Here is an 18,155-nt window from a genome sequence, read left to right on the forward strand (position 1 = left end):
ATTAGATGTTCATTGGATTATATTATTTTAACAAAGACTTTGTACATCATAAATAATTATTGTATCAAAGACCATCTTGATTCGTGTTGCAAAGCCAAATTCTAAAAAAAGACTTTAGTATTTTGACATTAAAAATACGTTCTTTATAAAGTATCAGTTAACTTAAGACGCTTAAAATTTTTAATCTTATGGTATACGTAGTTTAAAATTAATAATTTTGATAAAGAAGTAATCTATTTTATGGGGGCTGAATTGACCAATAAAAAGCAGGCCAATGTATTGGATACAAAGATTGTCCAACGAGTTGCTAAATTATCTTCGTTAGCAGTGAAGGAGGATGAGTTGGCAACTTATGCGTCAGATCTGGGTGGAATTATTCATTGGATGGAACAGTTAAACGAGGTTGATATTACAAATATTCAACCAATGGTTGGCACAGAAATTGCCCAGTTACGCTTACGCGAAGATGTCGTAACGGACGGTGATTGTAAAGAGGATGTTCTTTCCAATGCCCCAGAACGGATTGCTGATTTTTATGCTGTGCCAAAGGTAGTTGAATAATGTTAACTGGAATGAAAATTACAGAGGCAGTTGATGGACTGCGTCAAAAGAAATTTAGTGCCGAGGAATTAACCAAAGCACATATCAAGGTGATAGATCAATTAAATGATCGTATTAATGCCTATATTACGGTGACTGCGGATGCTGCGATTGAACAAGCCAAAGCAGCAGATCAAAAATTGGCTGCTGGGGATGCGCCTGCATTAACAGGGATTCCATTGGCAATCAAAGATTTGTTTTGTACCAAAGGCGTTAAAACCACCGCAGCCAGCCGTATTTTAGAAAATTTTGTACCTCCTTATGAAAGCACTGTAACGGCTAATCTGCTGCGCGATGGTGCGGTATTCTTGGGCAAAGTCAATCTTGATGAATTTGCAATGGGTTCTGGCAATCTGAATTCTGCGTTTGGTGCCGTGGAAAATCCTTGGAAACGTCAAGGCGAAGATACATTCCTTGTTCCTGGTGGGTCTTCTGGTGGTTCTGCTGCTGCGGTTGCTGCTGAAATGGCAATGGGGGCAACGGGAACCGATACGGGCGGGTCTATCCGTCAACCCGCGGCTTATTGTGGGATTACAGGGATCAAACCAACTTATGGTCGTTGCAGCCGTTGGGGGATTATTGCCTATGCCAGCTCTTTAGATCAAGCTGGTCCAATGGGGAAATCGGTTGAAGATTGTGCTATTATGTTGCAATCTATGGCTGGATTTGATCCAAAAGACAGCACCTCTGTTGACAAAGAAGTTCCCGATTACCGTGCTGCTTGTAACCGTTCTTTGAAAGGGATGAAGGTCGGTATTCCGATGGAATATCGTGCACCTGGTCTATCTCCTGAAATCGAAGCCGTTTGGCAGCAAGGGATTAATTGGCTGAAAGAAGCAGGTTGCGAGATCGTTGACGTATCCTTACCGCATACAAAATATGGGTTGGCAACGTACTATATTATTGCGCCTGCTGAAGCCTCTTCTAACCTTGCTCGATATGATGGCGTTCGTTATGGTCGTCGCGTTGCTGGTGCAAGCCTTGATGAACTTTATGCGAATACGCGTGGTGAAGGGTTCGGAGATGAAGTTAAACGCCGTATTTTGATGGGAACTTATGTGCTTTCTGCGGGATATTATGATGCGTATTATTTGCGTGCTCAAAAAGTGCGTAAATTGATTTATCAAGATTTCATGAATGTGTTTGATAAAGTCGACGTGTTATTAACGCCAACCGCACCAACCGCAGCTTTTGCTAAAGGTGAAAATCAAGAAGATCCCGTGCAAATGTATTTAAATGATATCTTCACGGTTCCTGCCAGCATGGCTGGGGTTCCTGGTCTTGCGTTACCAGCTGGATTAAGCGGTCAAGGATTGCCTTTGGGATTACAAGTATTAGGTCGTCCTTTTGATGAGGAAACCTTATTTGCCGTTGGTTCCGCAATGGAAAAAGCAGCAAACTTTACCCATAAACCAATACTACGTGCAGGAGTTTCATTATGAGTTATATGATTGAAGGTTCTACTGGTTCTTGGGAGGTGGTAATTGGATTGGAAGTCCACGCCCAAGTGATCAGCAAAGCCAAGTTGTTTTCAGGGGCTTCTGCGCATTTTGGTGCTGATCCCAATACTCATGTCAGCCTTGTGGATGCAGCTTTTCCAGGAATGTTGCCAGTATTAAACCGTGAATGTGTGGATCAAGCCATTCGTACAGGTCTTGGTTTAAATGCTAAAATTAACTTGATGAGCCGCTTTGATCGTAAGAATTATTTCTATGCGGATTTGCCTCAAGGTTATCAAATCTCGCAATTTGAATTCCCGATTGTGGGAGAAGGCAGCATTGAGATTGAATTAGAAGACGGTTCTGTTAAAAATATCGGTATTACGCGCTTACATTTGGAGCAAGATGCAGGCAAATCTATTCATGATTTGGCACCTAAAGGTACTTGTATTGATTTAAATCGTTCAGGCGTTGCATTGATGGAAATTGTCAGTGAACCAGATATGCGTTCCCCAGAAGAGGCAGGCGCTTATCTTCGTAAAATACGTGCGATTGTACGTTACCTTGGCACTTGCGATGGAAATATGGAAGAGGGTTCTATGCGTGCAGATGTGAATGTGTCCGTACGTAAACCTGGTGAAGATTATCGCACGCGTTGCGAATTGAAAAATATTAACTCTATTCGTTATGTGATGCAAGCAATCGAGATCGAAGCAAAACGTCATATTGAGATTTATGAAAATGGCGGTGAAGTCGATCAAGAAACGCGCTTATTTGACGTTGCACGTGGGGAAACCCGCACGATGCGCAGCAAAGAAAACGCCCATGACTATCGGTATTTCCCTGATCCCGATTTGTTACCTTTGATTATAGAGCAGTCCCATGTTGATCATTTAAAATCAACATTGGCAGAATTACCAGATGATAAACGTAATCGTTTTCAATCTGAATATGGATTGCCACGTTATGATGCAAACGTGTTGGTAGCTGAACAAGATATTGCGAACTTCTTTGAAAAAGTCGCTAAAGGTCGTGACGGTCGCATGGCTTCTAATTGGGTAACGGGTGAATTATTTGCTGTTTTAAATAAACAAGGCCTATCCATTCACGAAAGTCCTGTCAGTGCAGAGGCTTTGGGTGCGTTATTGGATTTGATTGCGGATAATACCATCAATGGTAAAATCGCCAAGGAAGTCTTTGAAGATATGGTTGAAACAGGCGATATGCCTGGGGATATTGTTGAACGCAAAGGCTTGAAGCAAGTGACCGATACAGGTGCAATTGAAAAAGTGATTGCTGAAATTTTGGCTGCAAATCCAGATAAAGTTGAACAATATAAATCTGGGAAAGATAAATTATTTGGTTTCTTTGTTGGGCAAGTCATGAAAGAAATGCAAGGCAAAGCCAACCCTGCGATCGTCAATGAATTGCTTAAAAAACAATTATCTTAACAATTTTAGAAAGAAAAACTTTTCAATAAAAGATTAGAATTATATTGAAGCAAACGCCGCACTATTAAACAATTCCTTTTGAAGAGGAATGACCAGAGGTCAAAAGCGGCGATTTGCAATTTTTTTAAGGTAATTATCATAATATTGATTTGATTTTCATTTTTGCCGTCATATATGGAAATAGTTCCCAATATTACAGAGAAGGAAAATAGCTATTTGAATCGTTTTAGTGTGTGTAATTCACCATGTTGAAATACATTTAATACAATTAATTCAATGATATTGATAGTGAACATTCAAAAATAAGGTTCAGTATTCTCCAACCACGGTTTTACCTTATATTAACCAATTGTCCTTTTGCTTTGTTTATTGATGATTATGGGCAATATTTGAAGTTCATTTATTTGCATCATTATTAGACAAGTTACGCCCCTTGAATTCGAGATGGTAAACTGTCTTCATCTTTTTTTGTAGTTGAGATGATTTATTTTTGATTTTACCTATATTAGGATACAATAATGCAGAGTTTAACATCCATGTTAGATTGGATTTATTCCAATAAAATAGTATTTTCCTTATTATCAATCTTGTTAATGCTATTATCTGGATTTATTGCATCTATTATCTGCAAATATTTCCTATTAGGTATCGTTCGCCAATTCATTTTACATAGAAACAACAATACGGATGCACAAAAAAAAGATATTCGTATAACAGAACGTCTATCACATATTGCCCCCGTTATTACTGTCTACTTTATGTCTTTGTGGATCCAAGGTTTACCAATCGGTCTGGTAGAGGCAGTTCATACAATTTGTGGCGTTGTATTAATTATCAATATCATGATACTCATCAATGAAATACTTGATATTACCAAAGACGCATATACAAAAAAACATGGCGCCAAATCTGGATCTATCAAAGGATATATCCAAATAGGTAAAATTATTGTATCTTCGATCGCGGTTATTTTGATTGTTGCAACTTTATCCAATAAATCGCCAATCATTATTATCTCTAGTTTAGGTGCAATTGCAGCAGTACTGATGTTGGTTTTTCAACATACTTTAATTTCACTAGTTGCAAATATTCAGGTTTCGTCTTCTAATGTAATACGATTAGGGGATTGGATCGAAATGCCAGTCGTTAATATTAGTGGTGAAGTAACTGATATTGCATTGCATACCATTACTGTAAGGAATTGGGATAATACAATTTCTCAAGTTCCAACTAAAAATTTCATTACTGAAACCTATACAAATTGGCAGCCTATGTTTGAATCTGGTGGACGTAGAATTAAACGAAGCTTCTTTGTTGACCAATCTAGCATTGTATTTTTTTCAAACGATTTGTTGAATACCCTACAACCTCATGAAGGCACTATTGTAAATAATATTAAGCAACATATTATCGATAAAGTAGCATTACCCCAATATAAGAATATCACCAATTTGGGTTTATATCGTAGCTTTGTTCTTGATTATTTAAAAAATCGTGAAGACATTTGTAAAGACATGTATATCGTCGTTCGACAATTAAGCCCTACGTCAGAAGGCCTTCCCATTGAAATTTATTGTTTTACGTCCAATGTTTTTTGGAATGAATACGAAGAGACACAGTCAGAAATTTTTGAATTTATGTATGCAACTGCAGCTTTCTTTAATTTAGGGATATACCAAAAACCATCAGGTAAGGATATTAAACCAACATCTCCAATAGAAGCAAAAATATCTTCCCATTTAAATTGAATTTTAATTGCGTATATAGATTGATTTTTTAAAGAATTTTTTACTATTAAAAGCGTTATTGAGGTACGAATAGGCACTAATAGTCTTGAATCTCATGATTCGTAAGAATTACTTATGTAGATGTATTCGATCAGTATAATATTTGATAGTTGTTCAAAGATACACAGGAGTTTTTAAGCTGGATTGTATTTAAAATACTCTAGGAAAGAATATATTTTCTACTTTATCTTGTAATTTTTGATAGTAGATAACGTTGTTTATAGTTCATTGTTAATGAATTATTAAAAAAATAATTATTTTGAACAAAGTAAATTGACAGTCCTTTAATAAACGATTAAAACCATATCAGAGCAAACGTCGTGTTATTAAGCAACTCTTCTTGCGGAGGGGTGGCCGAGAGGCTGAAGGCGGCGGTTTGCTAAACCGTTGTACGATGAAAGTCGTACCGTGGGTTCGAATCCCATCCCCTCCGCCATATTATATAGTCAGATGTTGCCAATTCCTGACATAACCCTAATTTTTCAGCGAAAAACCACAAATACGTTTACCCAATCTTGCCAGTTGATGACAAATTATGCCATAAAAAACGGGTAAGAAAACGGGCACAATTTTAAAAAGACGGGCATAAGTATGTTAAAGGATTCTCAGGTTCGTTCTGCCAAGAAGAAAAAAGACCCTTATCGATTAACAGATAGCAAGGGTCTATTTCTTCACGTAGCAACCTCTGGTACAAAAACATGGCGCGTTCGTTATGTTTTTAATGGCAAAGAGTCACAAATTGTAATTGGCCATTATCCAGATATGTCCTTAGCAGATGCACGAACCGCACTATTAGATGTTAAAAAATCTATTCGGGAAGGTCGAAACCCTGCTGCAGAGAAATTACTCAAAAAACAATTATTAACGTCACACTACGAGAATACTTTTGAGATTATAGCACGTAAATGGCATGAAATCAAAAAGCCTTTTTGGACAGCTAAACATGCATTAAATGTTATTCGTAGCCTAGAAAATGATGTTTTTTCTTTTTTGGGTGGGATACCTATTTCAGAATTAACGCCTCAAATCGTTTTATCTACTTTGCAGAAAGTAGAAAAAAGAGGTGCAATAGAGACAGCACACCGAATTCGTCAACGCATGAGTGATATATTTGTTTACGCTATTGCGAGTGGTTTATGTAAGGACAACCCGGCAGCGATCATTGCCCCCGCTTTGTTGCCTGTATCAAAGGGACGGCAACCTGCCATTATTAAGTTAGATGATGCCATCGATATGTTACAACATGTTGAAGATGTGCCTGCTTTTCCTGTGACCAAGCTTGCAATGCGTTTTTTATTGTTAACAGCTGTACGTCCTGGTGAATTACGATTTGCACGGTGGGAAGAATTCGAAGGTTTGGAAACAGATAGTCCAATATGGGTTATTCCAGCCTCTCGTATGAAGATGAAGAAAGAGCATATCGTGCCCTTATGCCCGATGGCGGTTGAGATTATCGAGATTATCAAACAGTTTAGTTGCCATTTAGAATATGTATTTCCAAGTCGACGTCACCCTACAAAGCCTATGAGCGAGAATGCATTGGGGTATTTGATTAACCGTGCTGGATATTATCAAAGACACGTCCCTCATGGTTTTAGGGCCATGTTTTCAACGATTATGAATGAGCATTTCCCACAAGATCGGTTTGTTATTGATTTGGTTTTAGCTCATGCCCCTAAAGATCAGGTAGAGGGGGCATATAATCGCACAACTCATTTTAATCGACGTAAGGAATTAATGATAGAATGGGAAAAGATCATCACTAAAGATTTGAAACCCGTTCAAGATTTGGCAAAGGTTTTAAAGGATTGAACTTAGATGCAGTCTTTCTACGACTTTCAATCCATTGTTGCACCTCGCTAAGCTTACATCCCTTCTTTTTATAGGAAAACTCATAGATTGCTGGGAAATTTTTATCTTCTTTGATGAATCTGTTTATTTGCCTTTCACTAAAACCCGATAGAAATGCAATCAAATCAATACCAACAATTGGATCAAGGATCCCGATATTGTATTTTTTCAGTAATCTTTCGTATTCTTTTTGAAATTCAACAATCGATTTTTCTTTGTCAGTGGCTGTGCTTTTTGCCATTATCTATATCCTGTGGTCTTTATGTGGTTTTGGTTATGAAAGTAAATGATTGGTTATACATAGCTTTTTACCACCATCTTCATTATTTTTATGTATGCGTATAATTAGTCTTTTCATTGTTTTATGCCTTGTTTATTCAGTAATATTGATTAATTAATTTTTTGGCCATCCCCTACGTCCTTTTATAAGATCATTAATTACGTAACCCAGCCATATTGATGATGCGATGAGTAGGCAGATGATTAGCGTCATCAGTTTGTTCTTTCCAAGCGTTGGGGTTTAGCTATGAAACACCTGCATTGGGATATCTAAAGAGTTATCTCGTTGCAGGGTTAGGCTTTCCAACTGTTTTTCAAGTTCGTTGATGCTGTTTTGGGTGCGCTTTACCCCTTCAAATAACCCTGCTGTTTTTAGCTGGATCATAACGTTTGTAAGTCGTTTGATTTTACGATTGGTATCTTCAATTAAATTATTAAGCGTATTATTTTCTTGACTCCATGAAGGAGGATTGAATATCGTCTGTCCATATTTCTGCATGAAATATTCCTTTCTTAAGTGAGAGGGGGAAAGGGGATGGAGGTGCGAACTCTGTCCCTTTTTTAGTATGATTAATATTGTCTAATAAGTATAATGATGTCAACAAAATATTTCTTATTAAGTATAGATTATTTTTTATCTTTCATAATATTACCTATATTTATCCAGCCATCATAGGTTTCTTTACTCATTCCTTGAATAGTTTGTAAGGCTTCATGGTATTGTATAACGCTGTCTGGGTCGGATAATAGTTCAATAACTGTGATCTCTAAAACGTTAGCTATTTGCTGTAGCCTTGTTAGGTTTACATTGTTTACTCCTGATATTATTCTAGATAAACTTGGGGGCTCTATCCCAATCTGTGCGCTAACATAAGTCTGAGTTAAATTCTTTCTTTCAAGCCATTTGTCAATATTATCAAGCATCTTCTTTACGTTTTTATCTGTAGATTTTGCATTGTTACTCATCAAGATTCCTCCTGATGTATTCTCAAACATTTTATAGAATTGTAACATGCTTTCACCAGTATTTATTTCTTGACAAGTATAATACTTATTAAGTATAGTCAAATCAACAACTGCTCTTTGACCTTGTAAATATCTTTAATATCGTGGCTGTAAAAGGTCATGGTCTTGCCTGTTAGATATGGATGGCAGATTGAACAAACCTGCCATCCGTTCTAATATTGGATTTATTCGGAGTCCAATATTAAAATGGTTAAATTTTATGAGTGATGATTCAAATAAAGACGATAAAGAAACTGAAAAAAAAGAGCTGCGATCGATTTGGTATTGCAAATGTCAAAAAACCACCGATTGTTTTAAGGGGTACGAATCGTACTGCAATCAATGAAACGTTTGAAAATGCTCGTGATCCTGATTTGAATAAAATATTGAAAAAGATCAATCTTACAAAGAAGAAAGATAAATAATCCCGCTTGTTATTAGCAGAACTGGTGTGGAGATAAATAGTATCCATGCCAATCTGATAAATCGTCTTGTTCGTTTGTAATATTCTGTATTCTTTTTGATTGCACAATTTTGCGCTACAAGCTCGGTTTTTAAAGTTTCTATTTTTGAACCTTTGTCGAAATCCTTTATATCTTCTGTTGTATATTCCAGATATTTCCATTTTTTGGTGTAAAGAACGATGACACAACAGATTGCAGTGAGGGTTAGTAAAATGGAAACTAAACCTGCTATGATGGCTAATGGTAGGATGTTTTTCGCTATTCCCGTGCCGCATGCGGTTAAGCTGGCAATGGAAAGGGTAACTGTCCATCCAAAGAGGGCTGTTGCTCGGTTTTGTAGCTTTTCTAGCCCACTTTCCAAACCGTCCATGTGTTCTTTGGTTTTTTGAACAAAGAACTCGATAAGCCAAAGGTCGTAATCGTCTTGTTGCTCTGTCATGATCGCTCTCAATGTTTAACATCTTTACGTCCTTATTCTATCTTATCAAGGGGGCAGTGGAAAAAAATTAAAAACCACTTTTTTTGATGATATTGATTTGGAGTGACCTGCTAAACGCAACTGAATCATTCAACACCAAAAGCTCCCATGACGTGTTGTCATGAGATTGGTTATATTAGGTATTAATACCTATGTCAATATAATTTTAGGTAATAAATACCGTAAATTTTATAAAATAAAATTGATGTTATAAAAAAAGACCTCTTGATGAGGTCTGAGTTTTTGTAGATTATTTGTTCTGATTATATGAACAATTAATGCTGGAGTTTTTTGGCGTCGTCCATAATTTTAAGGCTACATTTTGCTAATGCTTCCTCGGCTTTCTCAAGTCCTGGTTTAAAAAATATTGCTGCATTCTCTATAGATTTGAATATAGGAAGGTAATAGACTCTTTCTCTGTAAAGGATGTCGCTACCAGAGTAAAATGGAATTTCTGCGTCCTTTGGCATATGACCATTTTTTGTTTTGTATGCTTGCAATAAGTCGTTATAAAAAGAAATAAAAGCTAAATCCTCAAGCATACATTTTTGTAAGAGAGGGCCAGATCGTGTTGAAAAACAATTTAAAACATTTTGTGCAAAGCCATCAAATCCATGCTCGTAACATGTGTTATCTATGTCTTGTACAGCCTCATTAATTACAGCTTCTGAAACGGTAGTTGCTTCTGTAGTTGTTGCAGTATTTAGTGTTGTTGTTTTTTTTGAGCGTTGAGAACATTTTTTCCATTCTCTTTCTGCCATTGATTGCTCGTCATTGTCACCGAAACAATAACCTAACTGATTTAATTTTATATCGGCGGCATCTCTGTAATTACACATGATTGTTGTTTCAGGATCATTTTCTTTGGTAGAGCTTTGACAAAATTCTTGTGCAGCATAATAGTTTTTAATAAGTTGCTGTGGGCTTTCATAATCAACAGCTATTGTCGTGTTGGATTTTTGTTGGGCTTGGGCAGCGGTGGGAACAGATAAAGTAAATGCAGCAATCAATAGCAATTTTTTCATTATATATTTCTCCTTATATCGAAACGATACGAGAAAAAAATAATAATTTCAATAAGTTGAATTATATTAATATTTTTTGTACGCTACTTAGCGACCAAATGATCAAGCTCTGAATATGGATATCAGGGGGTGGTGAAGTATCGCCATTTACTTTGCCTCCTTGATAATTAGTGGTTAGTTCGGGCAGTTGAATAGGTCTAGTAAAGTCCGGATTGTTACTACGCGGCCACAATAATACTGAACCATCATCACGTATCTGAACAATTTTCAAGGTCGATTCATAACAGTCAGTTAATGGATCACGGCGAACAGTAAGAACACAGTCCCCGTTTTCAGGGGTGCGCCCCAGATCACAAAAATTTACGGCAATGACAATAGAGCCGTCTGGATAAACCAAGTTCATAGAATCGCCCTTGACCTTTAAAGCGAATAGAGGATGGTCTTTGTATGGTGTGTCATTGGGAAAGAGGAAGGGTAACCAGTCCTCCCGTGGCCATTGCAAGTTCTCGGCCCACCGACCAGCTTCAACTTGTCCAACAATATTAATGGTAGTAAAGGGCAGATTGGGTTCAGCAAATGTATTTAAGGGAATTTTTTCATTCAGTGCATGAAGGAAAACATTCACATCGACATTTAGGGATTGAGCCAGTTTTAAAATTTTGTCCGTTTTGGGTGCGTTTCCTTTCCTTCTCATATCTCTAATAAAATCAGTGCTTATTCCCGCATCGATACAGGCTTTTCTCTCACTAATTCCCTTAATTTGTAATATTTCATCTATTTTTGAAACTAGAGCAGAAACGTTTAAAGGGGAGATTTTTTCATCTAAGGTTTGAAGGAAAATATTGACATTAACACCTAAATAATTGGCTAATTTTTGCAAATTATCAAGCTTCGGACGGAAAGGTTTTCTTTTTAAATTACGAATAAAATCAACACTTAATCCAGACTCAACGCTTGCACGAGAGGCGCTGATCCCTTTATTTTTCAAAATAGTATTAATTTCATTGAATAGATCTATATTTCCCATGATTTTATACATTACTTTTATAATTTTTTTTGTCATTAGGATTTAATTTGTATTTTTATCTTGATAAATAGGTATTTATTCCTATAATTATCTTTTATGAAAATGATCGATAAGTTATTAACCCTTTGTTTTAAATATTGTGAGTTTAGAAAAATTACAATCGTCACTCTATCTATCTATATTTTTAACTATAGTCGCACTCTTAATAATTTAAAGAACGGTGGCACCATCACCGTGCGAAATTACGAACGTGCGGTGGAATGGCTTTCCGATCATTGGCCAGAAAATTACCCCTGGCCAGATTTTATCCAACGACCTGTAAAAGAAAGGGTAGAGGGATGAGGCCTGAGATATTTGTTGATAAAGTTTTTATCAACTCTATTGACGACAACCTATCTAAGTTAATGGTCAAGATTGATTGTACACCCGATGAAGTTTACTATCATTACCCAGAATATATTTGGTGCCCTTTATTTTTAGGGAAATTATTTTGGGTTCGTTTTCAGAGGAAGGCATTTTTGGACTATCAAATGATTTACGAGGCCACTGATTTTTCTGAGAAAGAACCCGACGAGAATGATATCTGTTTTCAAAATACTCGTCCTAGGAGAGATTAATTTAAACTATGATTTTTTTTAATCCAAGTTTCCATATCCATTCCATCAGTTAGGAGATTGATTGCTTTATTAGTAACTGTGCGTCGTAAGGATTTGTCACATTTAATAACAAGGCCCTCTTGTATTAAATATTCTACATACGCCTTTTGTTTTTTTAAAGCATTTGGGTTTGTTGGTGATCCAAAGGCCTCAGATTGTTTTAAACTTGTATTAACGCCTTCAGGATATTCGTTAGCAATGTCTTTTAAAAGTTCAAAGGCTAGCTTTTTATTAAAATTCATACCAGTTTCCTCATGATTGTGATTATGTCGTAACGTTCATCATGGGGCATATGGGAAAGGGAGTCAAATTCCTTTCCCTCATACTTTGCCCTTTCTTTTCAGTGTGTTGAGAGGAAAGGGGAAAGTATGAACCTAAATGGAACCTTTGGTCTGTATTGGCATTCAGATCCATCGGTTTCATGCTTTCCGTCTCCTCCGTATTAGCAACGCCTTGTTAATTGTTAATATGGAGGAATTAAATGAAAAAGTTAAGTTTTAATCTTTGTCAATTTAGACAAAAAAATGAGCGAAATAGACAAAAAATGGAGATCATTCATCAAAATATAAAAGAAGATATTTGTGAAATCGTTTGTGGACCATTTAAGCCTTTAAAAAATGGCGCAAAAATACTGGCTTCAAAGCTGGGTATGTCACATCATTCCGTAAATAATTGGTTTTATAAAAAATGCGCTCCAGATTCAGAAAAGTTAATAGAGTTAATGATTGAGAATGATGAAATTGCAAGCAAGATATTAAGCCTTGTCGAAGAACGTAAACAAAAAAGGCAACGAGAAAATGCCGTGGATTAGAATAACTATAGGCCGATTTGGTTTTGGAATTTTTAAAGGGTTTCCACCAGCTTTGATGATTGGGTGGCTTTATATCCAATGGCTTGGTTTTGGGTATTTCCAAAAACAAAATAAAGCTCTGGAAATGGCAGAACAAGAATTAAAACATTTTTATGGGGATGATTAGATGAACGATGAACCAGAAGTAGGCGGGATTGCAGCAGATCGATTACGCAGCATCATCGAACGTATTGAACGGTTAGAAGAAGAACGCAAAGGCTTGGCCAATGATATCAAAGATATCTATGCCGAGGCTAAATCAGCAGGGTTCGATGTGCCTGTTATGCGTCGCATTATCAGTGCACGCAAAAAAGAGCCATCCGAAATAGAAGAGCAAGAAACCCTATTTGACGTATATCGTCATGCCTTGGGGATGTGATGAATACTCAAAACAATCAATTTAATCATTGTGAGGATGCAAAGTTTGGCGACGGCGCTCCTCACAATGGCCCAAATACCAAAGGAATGAGCAATGACAAAGATAGAGAATGATGGCCAAGTTGTAAATAAAGAAGTTTTTAAACTAACTTTGAAAAATCCTAAAACGATTAATACAAGTGGCTTGTCACATGCAGCAACAATTTTGATAAAGGAGCTGGGTTTTATAGTTTCCATAGGATTGGTGGGTAAAGATAGAGGTGAGGATGTAAAAGACATTAATCTTATAGAGTTTGCATACTTCTTACGTCCCCATATAGCAAGAGCGACAGAATATGTATTTACGATTAACTCCCTTAGAAATGCAGCCCAAGAGCTAGTAGAAAATGGCTATTTATTCTGTGATAAAGACGGCACCCTTACATTTGTAAATAGGGGAGCTGCGTAATGCACTATATTACCAACCAGCCTCACAGTATTAAAATACATCCTGCCTTAGTTATGGGATTTGACGGTGGCAAGTCACAGCCCTTAAGCACAACAACCCAAAGCGTATACACTTATCTGTTGGACAATGCGATCTTTAATGATCAGGGCAAAAAGACCTCTTCCATCTTCATCACTCATCAACAGCTTGCAGAAAAGCTGCGCTTTCATTTGCTGGTCATTAAGCAGTCTATCGATGAACTGACCCAAGCAGGCCTCATTCAACACCATCAAGACGGCTATCTAGTTCTTATCAGAAAAGGGGACGTATCATGACTCGTATTCCTTCAAATCATCATTGGGTAAAATTTGAATTTAAAGACTGGTTAATTGATGGGGCGATACGTTCTTGCGATGCTGCCACGCGAGGTATTTATATGGATTTATTTTGCCTTGCAATGACATCTAAAAAAACTGGGGTTCTCGCCCTTAATGATAAGCAAATATGTAAACAACTGGCAATCAAACCTTTACAGTTTGAGCGCGTTATTAAGAATTTAATTGCTGTTAAATTATGTAGTCGTGGCAGAGGTAACGAGCTTATTTTAACCCAATTTGTGGACGATATTGATCTAAAAGATGCCGAAATAGTTCCAAATAGAACCGATATGGAACCCAATAGGTGCCGAACCGGTAAAGAGAATGTTGAAAATCCGCCAAAAATTGATCCCCCTATAAAAGAAAAGAACAGAAATAGAATAGATCCCCCTTACCCCCAAACGAAGGACAAAGTTGTTCCCATTCATTCACACCATGAATCGTTTAATCAAATTTTATTGTTGTTGATGGATAGAACCTCCCATTCTGAGCCAGAGTGCAGGGGGCAAATCGAACAATGGGTACAACAAATCGGCGATCTGCAAACTGTCATCGGTATCGTCAGGGCAGCCAGCAATAAAAATGATCCATTCTCGTATATTTCCAAATGTGTTGGAAACCATAGGAAAAAGAACGCTTCTCAGCCCACCAAGCAGGACAAAATTACCCCATCATGGGCGTTGTCTAGGGGCAAGCATGCTGACGATCCTGAGTTTCAAAGGTTATCGGCAGATAATCAATCCATCGCTTTGCAATTAATCGACGGTAAAACGCCCAAGTGGTTAGTGCGATTCCACGAAAATCATAATCCAGCTGCGTATAAATTTTACGAAAAGCACCGTCAAAACCAAGAAAAAGCCGCCTAGATAACAGTATTTAAAAAAAAAGTAAGGGGATCCAATGTTAAATACCCAAAACAAAAATACCAAACGTGCCTCGTTGGTAAGGAACAGCTAATGGCAGGCAGTGTAAATAAAGTCATCCTTGTTGGCAATTTGGGATATAACCCAGAGATCAGAACCCAGCAATCAGGAAGTAAAATTGCCAGTTTGACAATTGCAACCAGTGAACATTGGAAAGATCGTCAAACAGATGAGTGGCGCGAAAATACCCAATGGCATCGTGTTGTGATCTTTAATGAACGTTTGGTTAATCTGGCCGAGAAACACCTGACCAAAGGCCGTAAAGTCTTCATCGAAGGGCAACTTAAAACTCGAAAATGGATAGATAGGGAGGGCGTAGAGCGTTACACAACCGAGATTGTTTTAACTGCATTTCGTGGCGAATTGGTGTTGTTAGACAGTAAGGATCAAAAACAGTCATCAAGAAAAAACCAACAGCAAAGTAATCAAGATGGTTGGGATAGTTCAATGCCAAACGATCTAAATGATGAAATACCATTCTAGGGAACAGCTAATGGCAGTAAAAAGAAAGAAAAAGACAAATCCCGCCGTGTCCAAGTGTGATATTCAACATTTTCGGCGTGAAGAATTTAATATTGAAGTGGGTGTTGATCCTGAAAATCCAAAGCAGCACGTTAAACGTCTACGTCGTAAGTGCGTGTATGATGAAATGCTGGCTCGAGGCTCTATCACCCAAGATCAACGTGACATGGCAGAACGCTATGCAATTATTTGTGAGAAATCATTTGGCGGTAGTGGGGATCTGTATTCAAAAGCTAATTTATTAAGCGATGGTATCCGTGGATGTTATAATGGTCCAACCTTGGGGCAAAGCATTGCTTATAGTAAACTTTTTAAAATCTGGACGGTGATGGGAAAATACCATCGCACGATTTTAAACATGATCGTGTTGGGAAATATGGGCACCAAGGAAATATCAAAAAAATTGCAATTAAACCTGCATTACACAATGGGGCAGGTGCTTTCCACCTTCATTTTACTAGAAGAAGCAATGCAGGATCTGTGAAATAGGGGCTTGTACTTTTGTCTAAAATGTTTTAATATATGACAAAATGGGTGTTTTATTTTTTTTAGATAAATTCACTTACGTATATTACCATAATTTTGTTGTATTTTTAATACAATGGAAATAATTAGTAATGATTGCGATTATTACTCTAAATAAATTATTACATTACTACAGCTGGTTAGGTTCTTTTTTGTATTATTAGCATTGGTTACAGTTTTTTTTATCTTGTTCTGAATCTTTTTCATAAATAAGAATTGTATCTAAATAGATATTATTAAAAAGGTTAAATTATGTCAGATACAGTTTTATTTGCGCCTAATCAAAATATACACGATCAAGCCGATAAATTGGTTACTGCTCCTGAAGTCAAAACAAATCAAGATGATCAGCTTCTCAGTGTTTCTCAACAAATTGCAAATGTCAAAACTATAAAAGAATTAACATCCGCAGATGACTGGTATCAAAAAGATTTGTCTCATATGACAACAAGTCTTATGCAGGCAGAAGTTACACAAGAAAATAAACCCGATATAATGACGTTGCCTGATATTCAAATGGTACAAGATAACGGTTTTGTTGGATCTGTTGTGATGCAGGTCCGGGCTCAGCAAGATTTTATATTGTCTCAAAATGGTGTGACCTACATGACAAATATAATGAGTTCAGTTTTGGGTTATCCCCCAAGTAAACAAATGATTATAGATGAACAAAATAATCTCTATAATAATGGTTGGAGACATATGGGGTTATATAGTGATATCGGGGCAACAATAAGAGGTGACACTGCGTACTCTCAAGCAGGATACAACGCGATTGATCAACTGACCTCTTCTATGTATGGACGGCCTGTTAATAAAGAGACTATTCAGTTCTATCAGGTTAATCTTGCGAATGGATGGTTTCAGAGTCTAGCTGATGTTCGTAATAGTTTTGCATATTCTCAAGCTACATACGATGCGATTCACGAGAATATTAGTCGTATTAGAGGTTATGATTTTAACAATGCAGATCGTATTCGTCACGAACAAGATCGTTTAGCTGGTGGTGAAGCGTTTCATGACTTAATGGCCAATTATGCGTATGACCAGGAGAGCCATAATCGTATTCGCGAGAGTGTTAGTCGTATCAGGGGATATGACTGGAACGATGAAGGCATGATTAAACACGAACAAGATCGTTTAGCTGGTGGTGAAGCGTTTCATGACTTAATGGCCAATTATGCGTATGACCAGGAGAGCCATAATCGTATTCGCGAGAGTGTTAGTCGTATCAGGGGATATGACTGGAACGATGAAGGTATGATTAAACACGAACAAGATCGTTTAGCTGGTGGTGAAGCGTTTCATGACTTAATGGCCAATTATGCGTATGACCAGGAGAGCCATAATCGTATTCGCGAGAGTGTTAGTCGTATCAGGGGATATGACTGGAACGATGAAGGCATGATTAAACACGAACAAGATCGTTTAGCTGGTGGTGAAGCGTTTCATGACTTAATGGCCAATTATGCGTATGACCAGGAGAGCCATAATCGTATTCGCGAGAGTGTTAGTCGTATCAGGGGATATGACTGGAACGATGAAGGTATGATTAAACACGAACAAGATCGTTTAGCTGGTGGTGAAGCGTTTCATGACTTAATGGCCAATTATGCGTATGACCAGGAGAGCCATAATCGTATTCGCGAGAGTGTTAGTCGTATCAGGGGATATGACTGGAACGATGAAGGTATGATTAAACACGAACAAGATCGTTTAGCTGGTGGTGAAGCGTTTCATGACTTAATGGCCAATTATGCGTATGACCAGGAGAGCCATAATCGTATTCGCGAGGGTGTTAGTCGTATCAGGGGATATGACTGGAACGATGAAGGCATGATTAAACACGAACAAGATCGTTTAGCTGGTGGTGAAGCGTTTCATGACTTAATGGCCAATTATGCGTATGACCAGGAGAGCTATGATCGTATTCGCTCCATGAGCAATGAAATATTAGGGTATACTCTAGATGATGCAACAATTAGTCGTCAACAGGATGCTTTGGCTCAGGGATATTCGATGCAACAAGTTAGAGAAAGATTGGTGCAGTCAAATCCATTTTAATAAGTAATTCCCTTGGGTCCTTCCTAG

At 37.4% G+C, this 18,155-nt stretch carries 22 protein-coding genes, 1 tRNA gene and 1 pseudogene; 17 read left to right on the forward strand and 7 right to left on the reverse strand.

The window, feature by feature from the left end; translation table 11 throughout:
- Window positions 1-240: 240 nt before the first annotated feature.
- The 6 genes from gatC (at window position 241) to QJV27_RS09465 (ending at window position 7,089) form a co-directional block, all read left to right on the forward strand.
- Entirely contained in the window at window positions 241-561 is a 321-nt protein-coding gene (gatC, locus tag QJV27_RS09440) for an Asp-tRNA(Asn)/Glu-tRNA(Gln) amidotransferase subunit GatC (RefSeq protein WP_281448674.1), read from the forward strand.
- Window positions 561-2,042 carry an Asp-tRNA(Asn)/Glu-tRNA(Gln) amidotransferase subunit GatA gene (gene gatA / locus QJV27_RS09445; RefSeq protein ID WP_281448675.1) on the forward strand — a complete coding sequence of 494 codons (1,482 nt, stop codon included), beginning with the start codon at window positions 561-563 and terminating at the stop codon, window positions 2,040-2,042. The genes gatC and gatA overlap by 1 nt, the downstream gene beginning before the upstream one ends.
- On the forward strand, window positions 2,039-3,490 hold the full coding sequence (gene gatB / locus QJV27_RS09450; RefSeq protein WP_281448676.1) for an Asp-tRNA(Asn)/Glu-tRNA(Gln) amidotransferase subunit GatB: 1,452 nt from the start codon (window positions 2,039-2,041) through the stop codon (window positions 3,488-3,490). Before gatA ends, gatB begins: the two co-directional genes overlap by 4 nt.
- A 518-nt stretch (window positions 3,491-4,008) precedes the next feature.
- Complete coding sequence (locus QJV27_RS09455) at window positions 4,009-5,238, forward strand: mechanosensitive ion channel family protein (RefSeq protein WP_281448677.1); 1,230 nt, start codon at window positions 4,009-4,011, stop codon at window positions 5,236-5,238.
- A 383-nt stretch (window positions 5,239-5,621) separates the two neighbouring features.
- A tRNA-Ser gene (locus QJV27_RS09460) sits at window positions 5,622-5,713 on the forward strand.
- 155 nt (window positions 5,714-5,868) lie between these two features.
- On the forward strand, window positions 5,869-7,089 hold the full coding sequence (locus tag QJV27_RS09465) for a tyrosine-type recombinase/integrase (RefSeq protein ID WP_281448678.1): 1,221 nt from the start codon (window positions 5,869-5,871) through the stop codon (window positions 7,087-7,089).
- Here QJV27_RS09465 and QJV27_RS09470 read toward each other — a convergent pair.
- The 6 genes from QJV27_RS09470 to QJV27_RS09495 form a co-directional block, all read right to left on the reverse strand.
- Window positions 7,040-7,369 carry a helix-turn-helix transcriptional regulator gene (locus QJV27_RS09470; protein WP_281448679.1) on the reverse strand — a complete coding sequence of 110 codons (330 nt, stop codon included), beginning with the start codon at window positions 7,367-7,369 and terminating at the stop codon, window positions 7,040-7,042. The two genes, QJV27_RS09465 and QJV27_RS09470, sit on opposite strands and share 50 nt — an antisense overlap.
- 279 nt (window positions 7,370-7,648) lie before the next feature.
- Window positions 7,649-7,906, reverse strand: coding sequence for a hypothetical protein (locus QJV27_RS09475; RefSeq protein WP_281448680.1), 258 nt, complete (start codon window positions 7,904-7,906; stop codon window positions 7,649-7,651).
- 128 nt (window positions 7,907-8,034) lie between these two features.
- The gene (locus tag QJV27_RS09480; RefSeq protein ID WP_281448681.1) at window positions 8,035-8,373 is read right to left on the reverse strand and encodes a helix-turn-helix domain-containing protein; all 339 of its coding nucleotides are present in this window, start codon (window positions 8,371-8,373) and stop codon (window positions 8,035-8,037) included.
- A gap of 441 nt (window positions 8,374-8,814) precedes the next feature.
- Window positions 8,815-9,315: a hypothetical protein gene (locus QJV27_RS09485; protein ID WP_281448682.1), complete on the reverse strand. Its 501-nt coding sequence runs from the start codon at window positions 9,313-9,315 to the stop codon at window positions 8,815-8,817.
- Between the two features lie 314 nt (window positions 9,316-9,629).
- Window positions 9,630-10,379 (reverse strand): hypothetical protein, encoded by a 750-nt coding sequence (locus QJV27_RS09490; protein ID WP_281448683.1) that lies wholly within the window; start codon window positions 10,377-10,379, stop codon window positions 9,630-9,632.
- Window positions 10,380-10,440: 61 nt separating this feature from the next.
- Window positions 10,441-11,406: a S24 family peptidase gene (locus QJV27_RS09495; protein WP_281448684.1), complete on the reverse strand. Its 966-nt coding sequence runs from the start codon at window positions 11,404-11,406 to the stop codon at window positions 10,441-10,443.
- Between the two features lie 96 nt (window positions 11,407-11,502).
- On the opposite strand from QJV27_RS09495, the gene QJV27_RS09500 reads away from it, so the two are divergent.
- Both QJV27_RS09500 and QJV27_RS09505 read left to right on the forward strand, forming a co-directional pair.
- Complete coding sequence (locus tag QJV27_RS09500; RefSeq protein WP_281448685.1) at window positions 11,503-11,748, forward strand: hypothetical protein; 246 nt, start codon at window positions 11,503-11,505, stop codon at window positions 11,746-11,748.
- A complete protein-coding gene (locus QJV27_RS09505; RefSeq protein WP_281448686.1) occupies window positions 11,745-12,023 on the forward strand; it encodes a hypothetical protein in 279 nt (92 codons plus the stop codon). Before QJV27_RS09500 ends, QJV27_RS09505 begins: the two co-directional genes overlap by 4 nt.
- On the opposite strand, the gene QJV27_RS09510 is transcribed toward QJV27_RS09505, so the two are convergent.
- The gene (locus QJV27_RS09510; RefSeq protein WP_281448687.1) at window positions 12,020-12,304 is read right to left on the reverse strand and encodes a hypothetical protein; all 285 of its coding nucleotides are present in this window, start codon (window positions 12,302-12,304) and stop codon (window positions 12,020-12,022) included. The genes QJV27_RS09505 and QJV27_RS09510 overlap by 4 nt on opposite strands.
- A gap of 239 nt (window positions 12,305-12,543) precedes the next feature.
- Here QJV27_RS09510 and QJV27_RS09515 point away from each other — a divergent pair, with 239 nt between their 5' ends.
- The 9 genes and pseudogenes from QJV27_RS09515 (at window position 12,544) to QJV27_RS09555 (ending at window position 18,128) form a co-directional block, all read left to right on the forward strand.
- Window positions 12,544-12,873 carry a hypothetical protein gene (locus QJV27_RS09515; RefSeq protein WP_281448688.1) on the forward strand — a complete coding sequence of 110 codons (330 nt, stop codon included), beginning with the start codon at window positions 12,544-12,546 and terminating at the stop codon, window positions 12,871-12,873.
- Window positions 12,860-13,039 (forward strand): hypothetical protein, encoded by a 180-nt coding sequence (locus tag QJV27_RS09520; RefSeq protein ID WP_281448689.1) that lies wholly within the window; start codon window positions 12,860-12,862, stop codon window positions 13,037-13,039. Before QJV27_RS09515 ends, QJV27_RS09520 begins: the two co-directional genes overlap by 14 nt.
- Entirely contained in the window at window positions 13,040-13,291 is a 252-nt protein-coding gene (locus tag QJV27_RS09525; RefSeq protein WP_281448690.1) for a DUF2312 domain-containing protein, read from the forward strand.
- Window positions 13,292-13,384: 93 nt separating this feature from the next.
- Window positions 13,385-13,738 (forward strand): hypothetical protein, encoded by a 354-nt coding sequence (locus QJV27_RS09530; protein WP_281448691.1) that lies wholly within the window; start codon window positions 13,385-13,387, stop codon window positions 13,736-13,738.
- Window positions 13,738-14,052 carry a hypothetical protein gene (locus tag QJV27_RS09535; protein ID WP_281448692.1) on the forward strand — a complete coding sequence of 105 codons (315 nt, stop codon included), beginning with the start codon at window positions 13,738-13,740 and terminating at the stop codon, window positions 14,050-14,052. Before QJV27_RS09530 ends, QJV27_RS09535 begins: the two co-directional genes overlap by 1 nt.
- Complete coding sequence (locus QJV27_RS09540) at window positions 14,049-14,960, forward strand: hypothetical protein (RefSeq protein WP_281448693.1); 912 nt, start codon at window positions 14,049-14,051, stop codon at window positions 14,958-14,960. Before QJV27_RS09535 ends, QJV27_RS09540 begins: the two co-directional genes overlap by 4 nt.
- A 90-nt stretch (window positions 14,961-15,050) precedes the next feature.
- Window positions 15,051-15,401 (forward strand): annotated as a pseudogene (ssb, locus tag QJV27_RS09545) (single-stranded DNA-binding protein); the annotation flags it as partial.
- Window positions 15,402-15,510: 109 nt separating this feature from the next.
- On the forward strand, window positions 15,511-16,023 hold the full coding sequence (locus tag QJV27_RS09550; protein WP_281448695.1) for a hypothetical protein: 513 nt from the start codon (window positions 15,511-15,513) through the stop codon (window positions 16,021-16,023).
- Between the two features lie 293 nt (window positions 16,024-16,316).
- Window positions 16,317-18,128 carry a hypothetical protein gene (locus QJV27_RS09555; protein WP_281448696.1) on the forward strand — a complete coding sequence of 604 codons (1,812 nt, stop codon included), beginning with the start codon at window positions 16,317-16,319 and terminating at the stop codon, window positions 18,126-18,128.
- Window positions 18,129-18,155 lie beyond the last annotated feature (27 nt).

Origin of the sequence: Commensalibacter oyaizuii (assembly GCF_029953265.1) — a bacterium.
Lineage (GTDB): Bacteria > Pseudomonadota > Alphaproteobacteria > Acetobacterales > Acetobacteraceae > Commensalibacter > Commensalibacter oyaizuii.

Excerpts from the sequence above, each read along its gene's own strand:
- gatA (WP_281448675.1), top strand. The coding sequence starts at position 561 with ATGTTAACTGGAATGAAAATTACAGAGGCAGTTGATGGACTGCGTCAA.
- QJV27_RS09510 (WP_281448687.1), bottom strand. The coding sequence starts at position 12,304 with ATGAATTTTAATAAAAAGCTAGCCTTTGAACTTTTAAAAGACATTGCT.
- QJV27_RS09485 (WP_281448682.1), bottom strand. The coding sequence starts at position 9,315 with ATGACAGAGCAACAAGACGATTACGACCTTTGGCTTATCGAGTTCTTT.
- QJV27_RS09530 (WP_281448691.1), top strand. The coding sequence starts at position 13,385 with ATGACAAAGATAGAGAATGATGGCCAAGTTGTAAATAAAGAAGTTTTT.
- QJV27_RS09490 (WP_281448683.1), bottom strand. The coding sequence starts at position 10,379 with ATGAAAAAATTGCTATTGATTGCTGCATTTACTTTATCTGTTCCCACC.
- QJV27_RS09515 (WP_281448688.1), top strand. The coding sequence starts at position 12,544 with ATGAAAAAGTTAAGTTTTAATCTTTGTCAATTTAGACAAAAAAATGAG.
- QJV27_RS09520 (WP_281448689.1), top strand. The coding sequence starts at position 12,860 with ATGCCGTGGATTAGAATAACTATAGGCCGATTTGGTTTTGGAATTTTT.
- QJV27_RS09475 (WP_281448680.1), bottom strand. The coding sequence starts at position 7,906 with ATGCAGAAATATGGACAGACGATATTCAATCCTCCTTCATGGAGTCAA.
- QJV27_RS09555 (WP_281448696.1), top strand. The coding sequence starts at position 16,317 with ATGTCAGATACAGTTTTATTTGCGCCTAATCAAAATATACACGATCAA.
- QJV27_RS09505 (WP_281448686.1), top strand. The coding sequence starts at position 11,745 with ATGAGGCCTGAGATATTTGTTGATAAAGTTTTTATCAACTCTATTGAC.
- QJV27_RS09480 (WP_281448681.1), bottom strand. The coding sequence starts at position 8,373 with ATGAGTAACAATGCAAAATCTACAGATAAAAACGTAAAGAAGATGCTT.
- QJV27_RS09550 (WP_281448695.1), top strand. The coding sequence starts at position 15,511 with ATGGCAGTAAAAAGAAAGAAAAAGACAAATCCCGCCGTGTCCAAGTGT.
- QJV27_RS09495 (WP_281448684.1), bottom strand. The coding sequence starts at position 11,406 with ATGGGAAATATAGATCTATTCAATGAAATTAATACTATTTTGAAAAAT.
- QJV27_RS09500 (WP_281448685.1), top strand. The coding sequence starts at position 11,503 with ATGAAAATGATCGATAAGTTATTAACCCTTTGTTTTAAATATTGTGAG.
- QJV27_RS09540 (WP_281448693.1), top strand. The coding sequence starts at position 14,049 with ATGACTCGTATTCCTTCAAATCATCATTGGGTAAAATTTGAATTTAAA.
- QJV27_RS09535 (WP_281448692.1), top strand. The coding sequence starts at position 13,738 with ATGCACTATATTACCAACCAGCCTCACAGTATTAAAATACATCCTGCC.
- QJV27_RS09525 (WP_281448690.1), top strand. The coding sequence starts at position 13,040 with ATGAACGATGAACCAGAAGTAGGCGGGATTGCAGCAGATCGATTACGC.
- QJV27_RS09455 (WP_281448677.1), top strand. The coding sequence starts at position 4,009 with ATGCAGAGTTTAACATCCATGTTAGATTGGATTTATTCCAATAAAATA.
- QJV27_RS09470 (WP_281448679.1), bottom strand. The coding sequence starts at position 7,369 with ATGGCAAAAAGCACAGCCACTGACAAAGAAAAATCGATTGTTGAATTT.
- gatC (WP_281448674.1), top strand. The coding sequence starts at position 241 with ATGGGGGCTGAATTGACCAATAAAAAGCAGGCCAATGTATTGGATACA.
- QJV27_RS09465 (WP_281448678.1), top strand. The coding sequence starts at position 5,869 with ATGTTAAAGGATTCTCAGGTTCGTTCTGCCAAGAAGAAAAAAGACCCT.
- gatB (WP_281448676.1), top strand. The coding sequence starts at position 2,039 with ATGAGTTATATGATTGAAGGTTCTACTGGTTCTTGGGAGGTGGTAATT.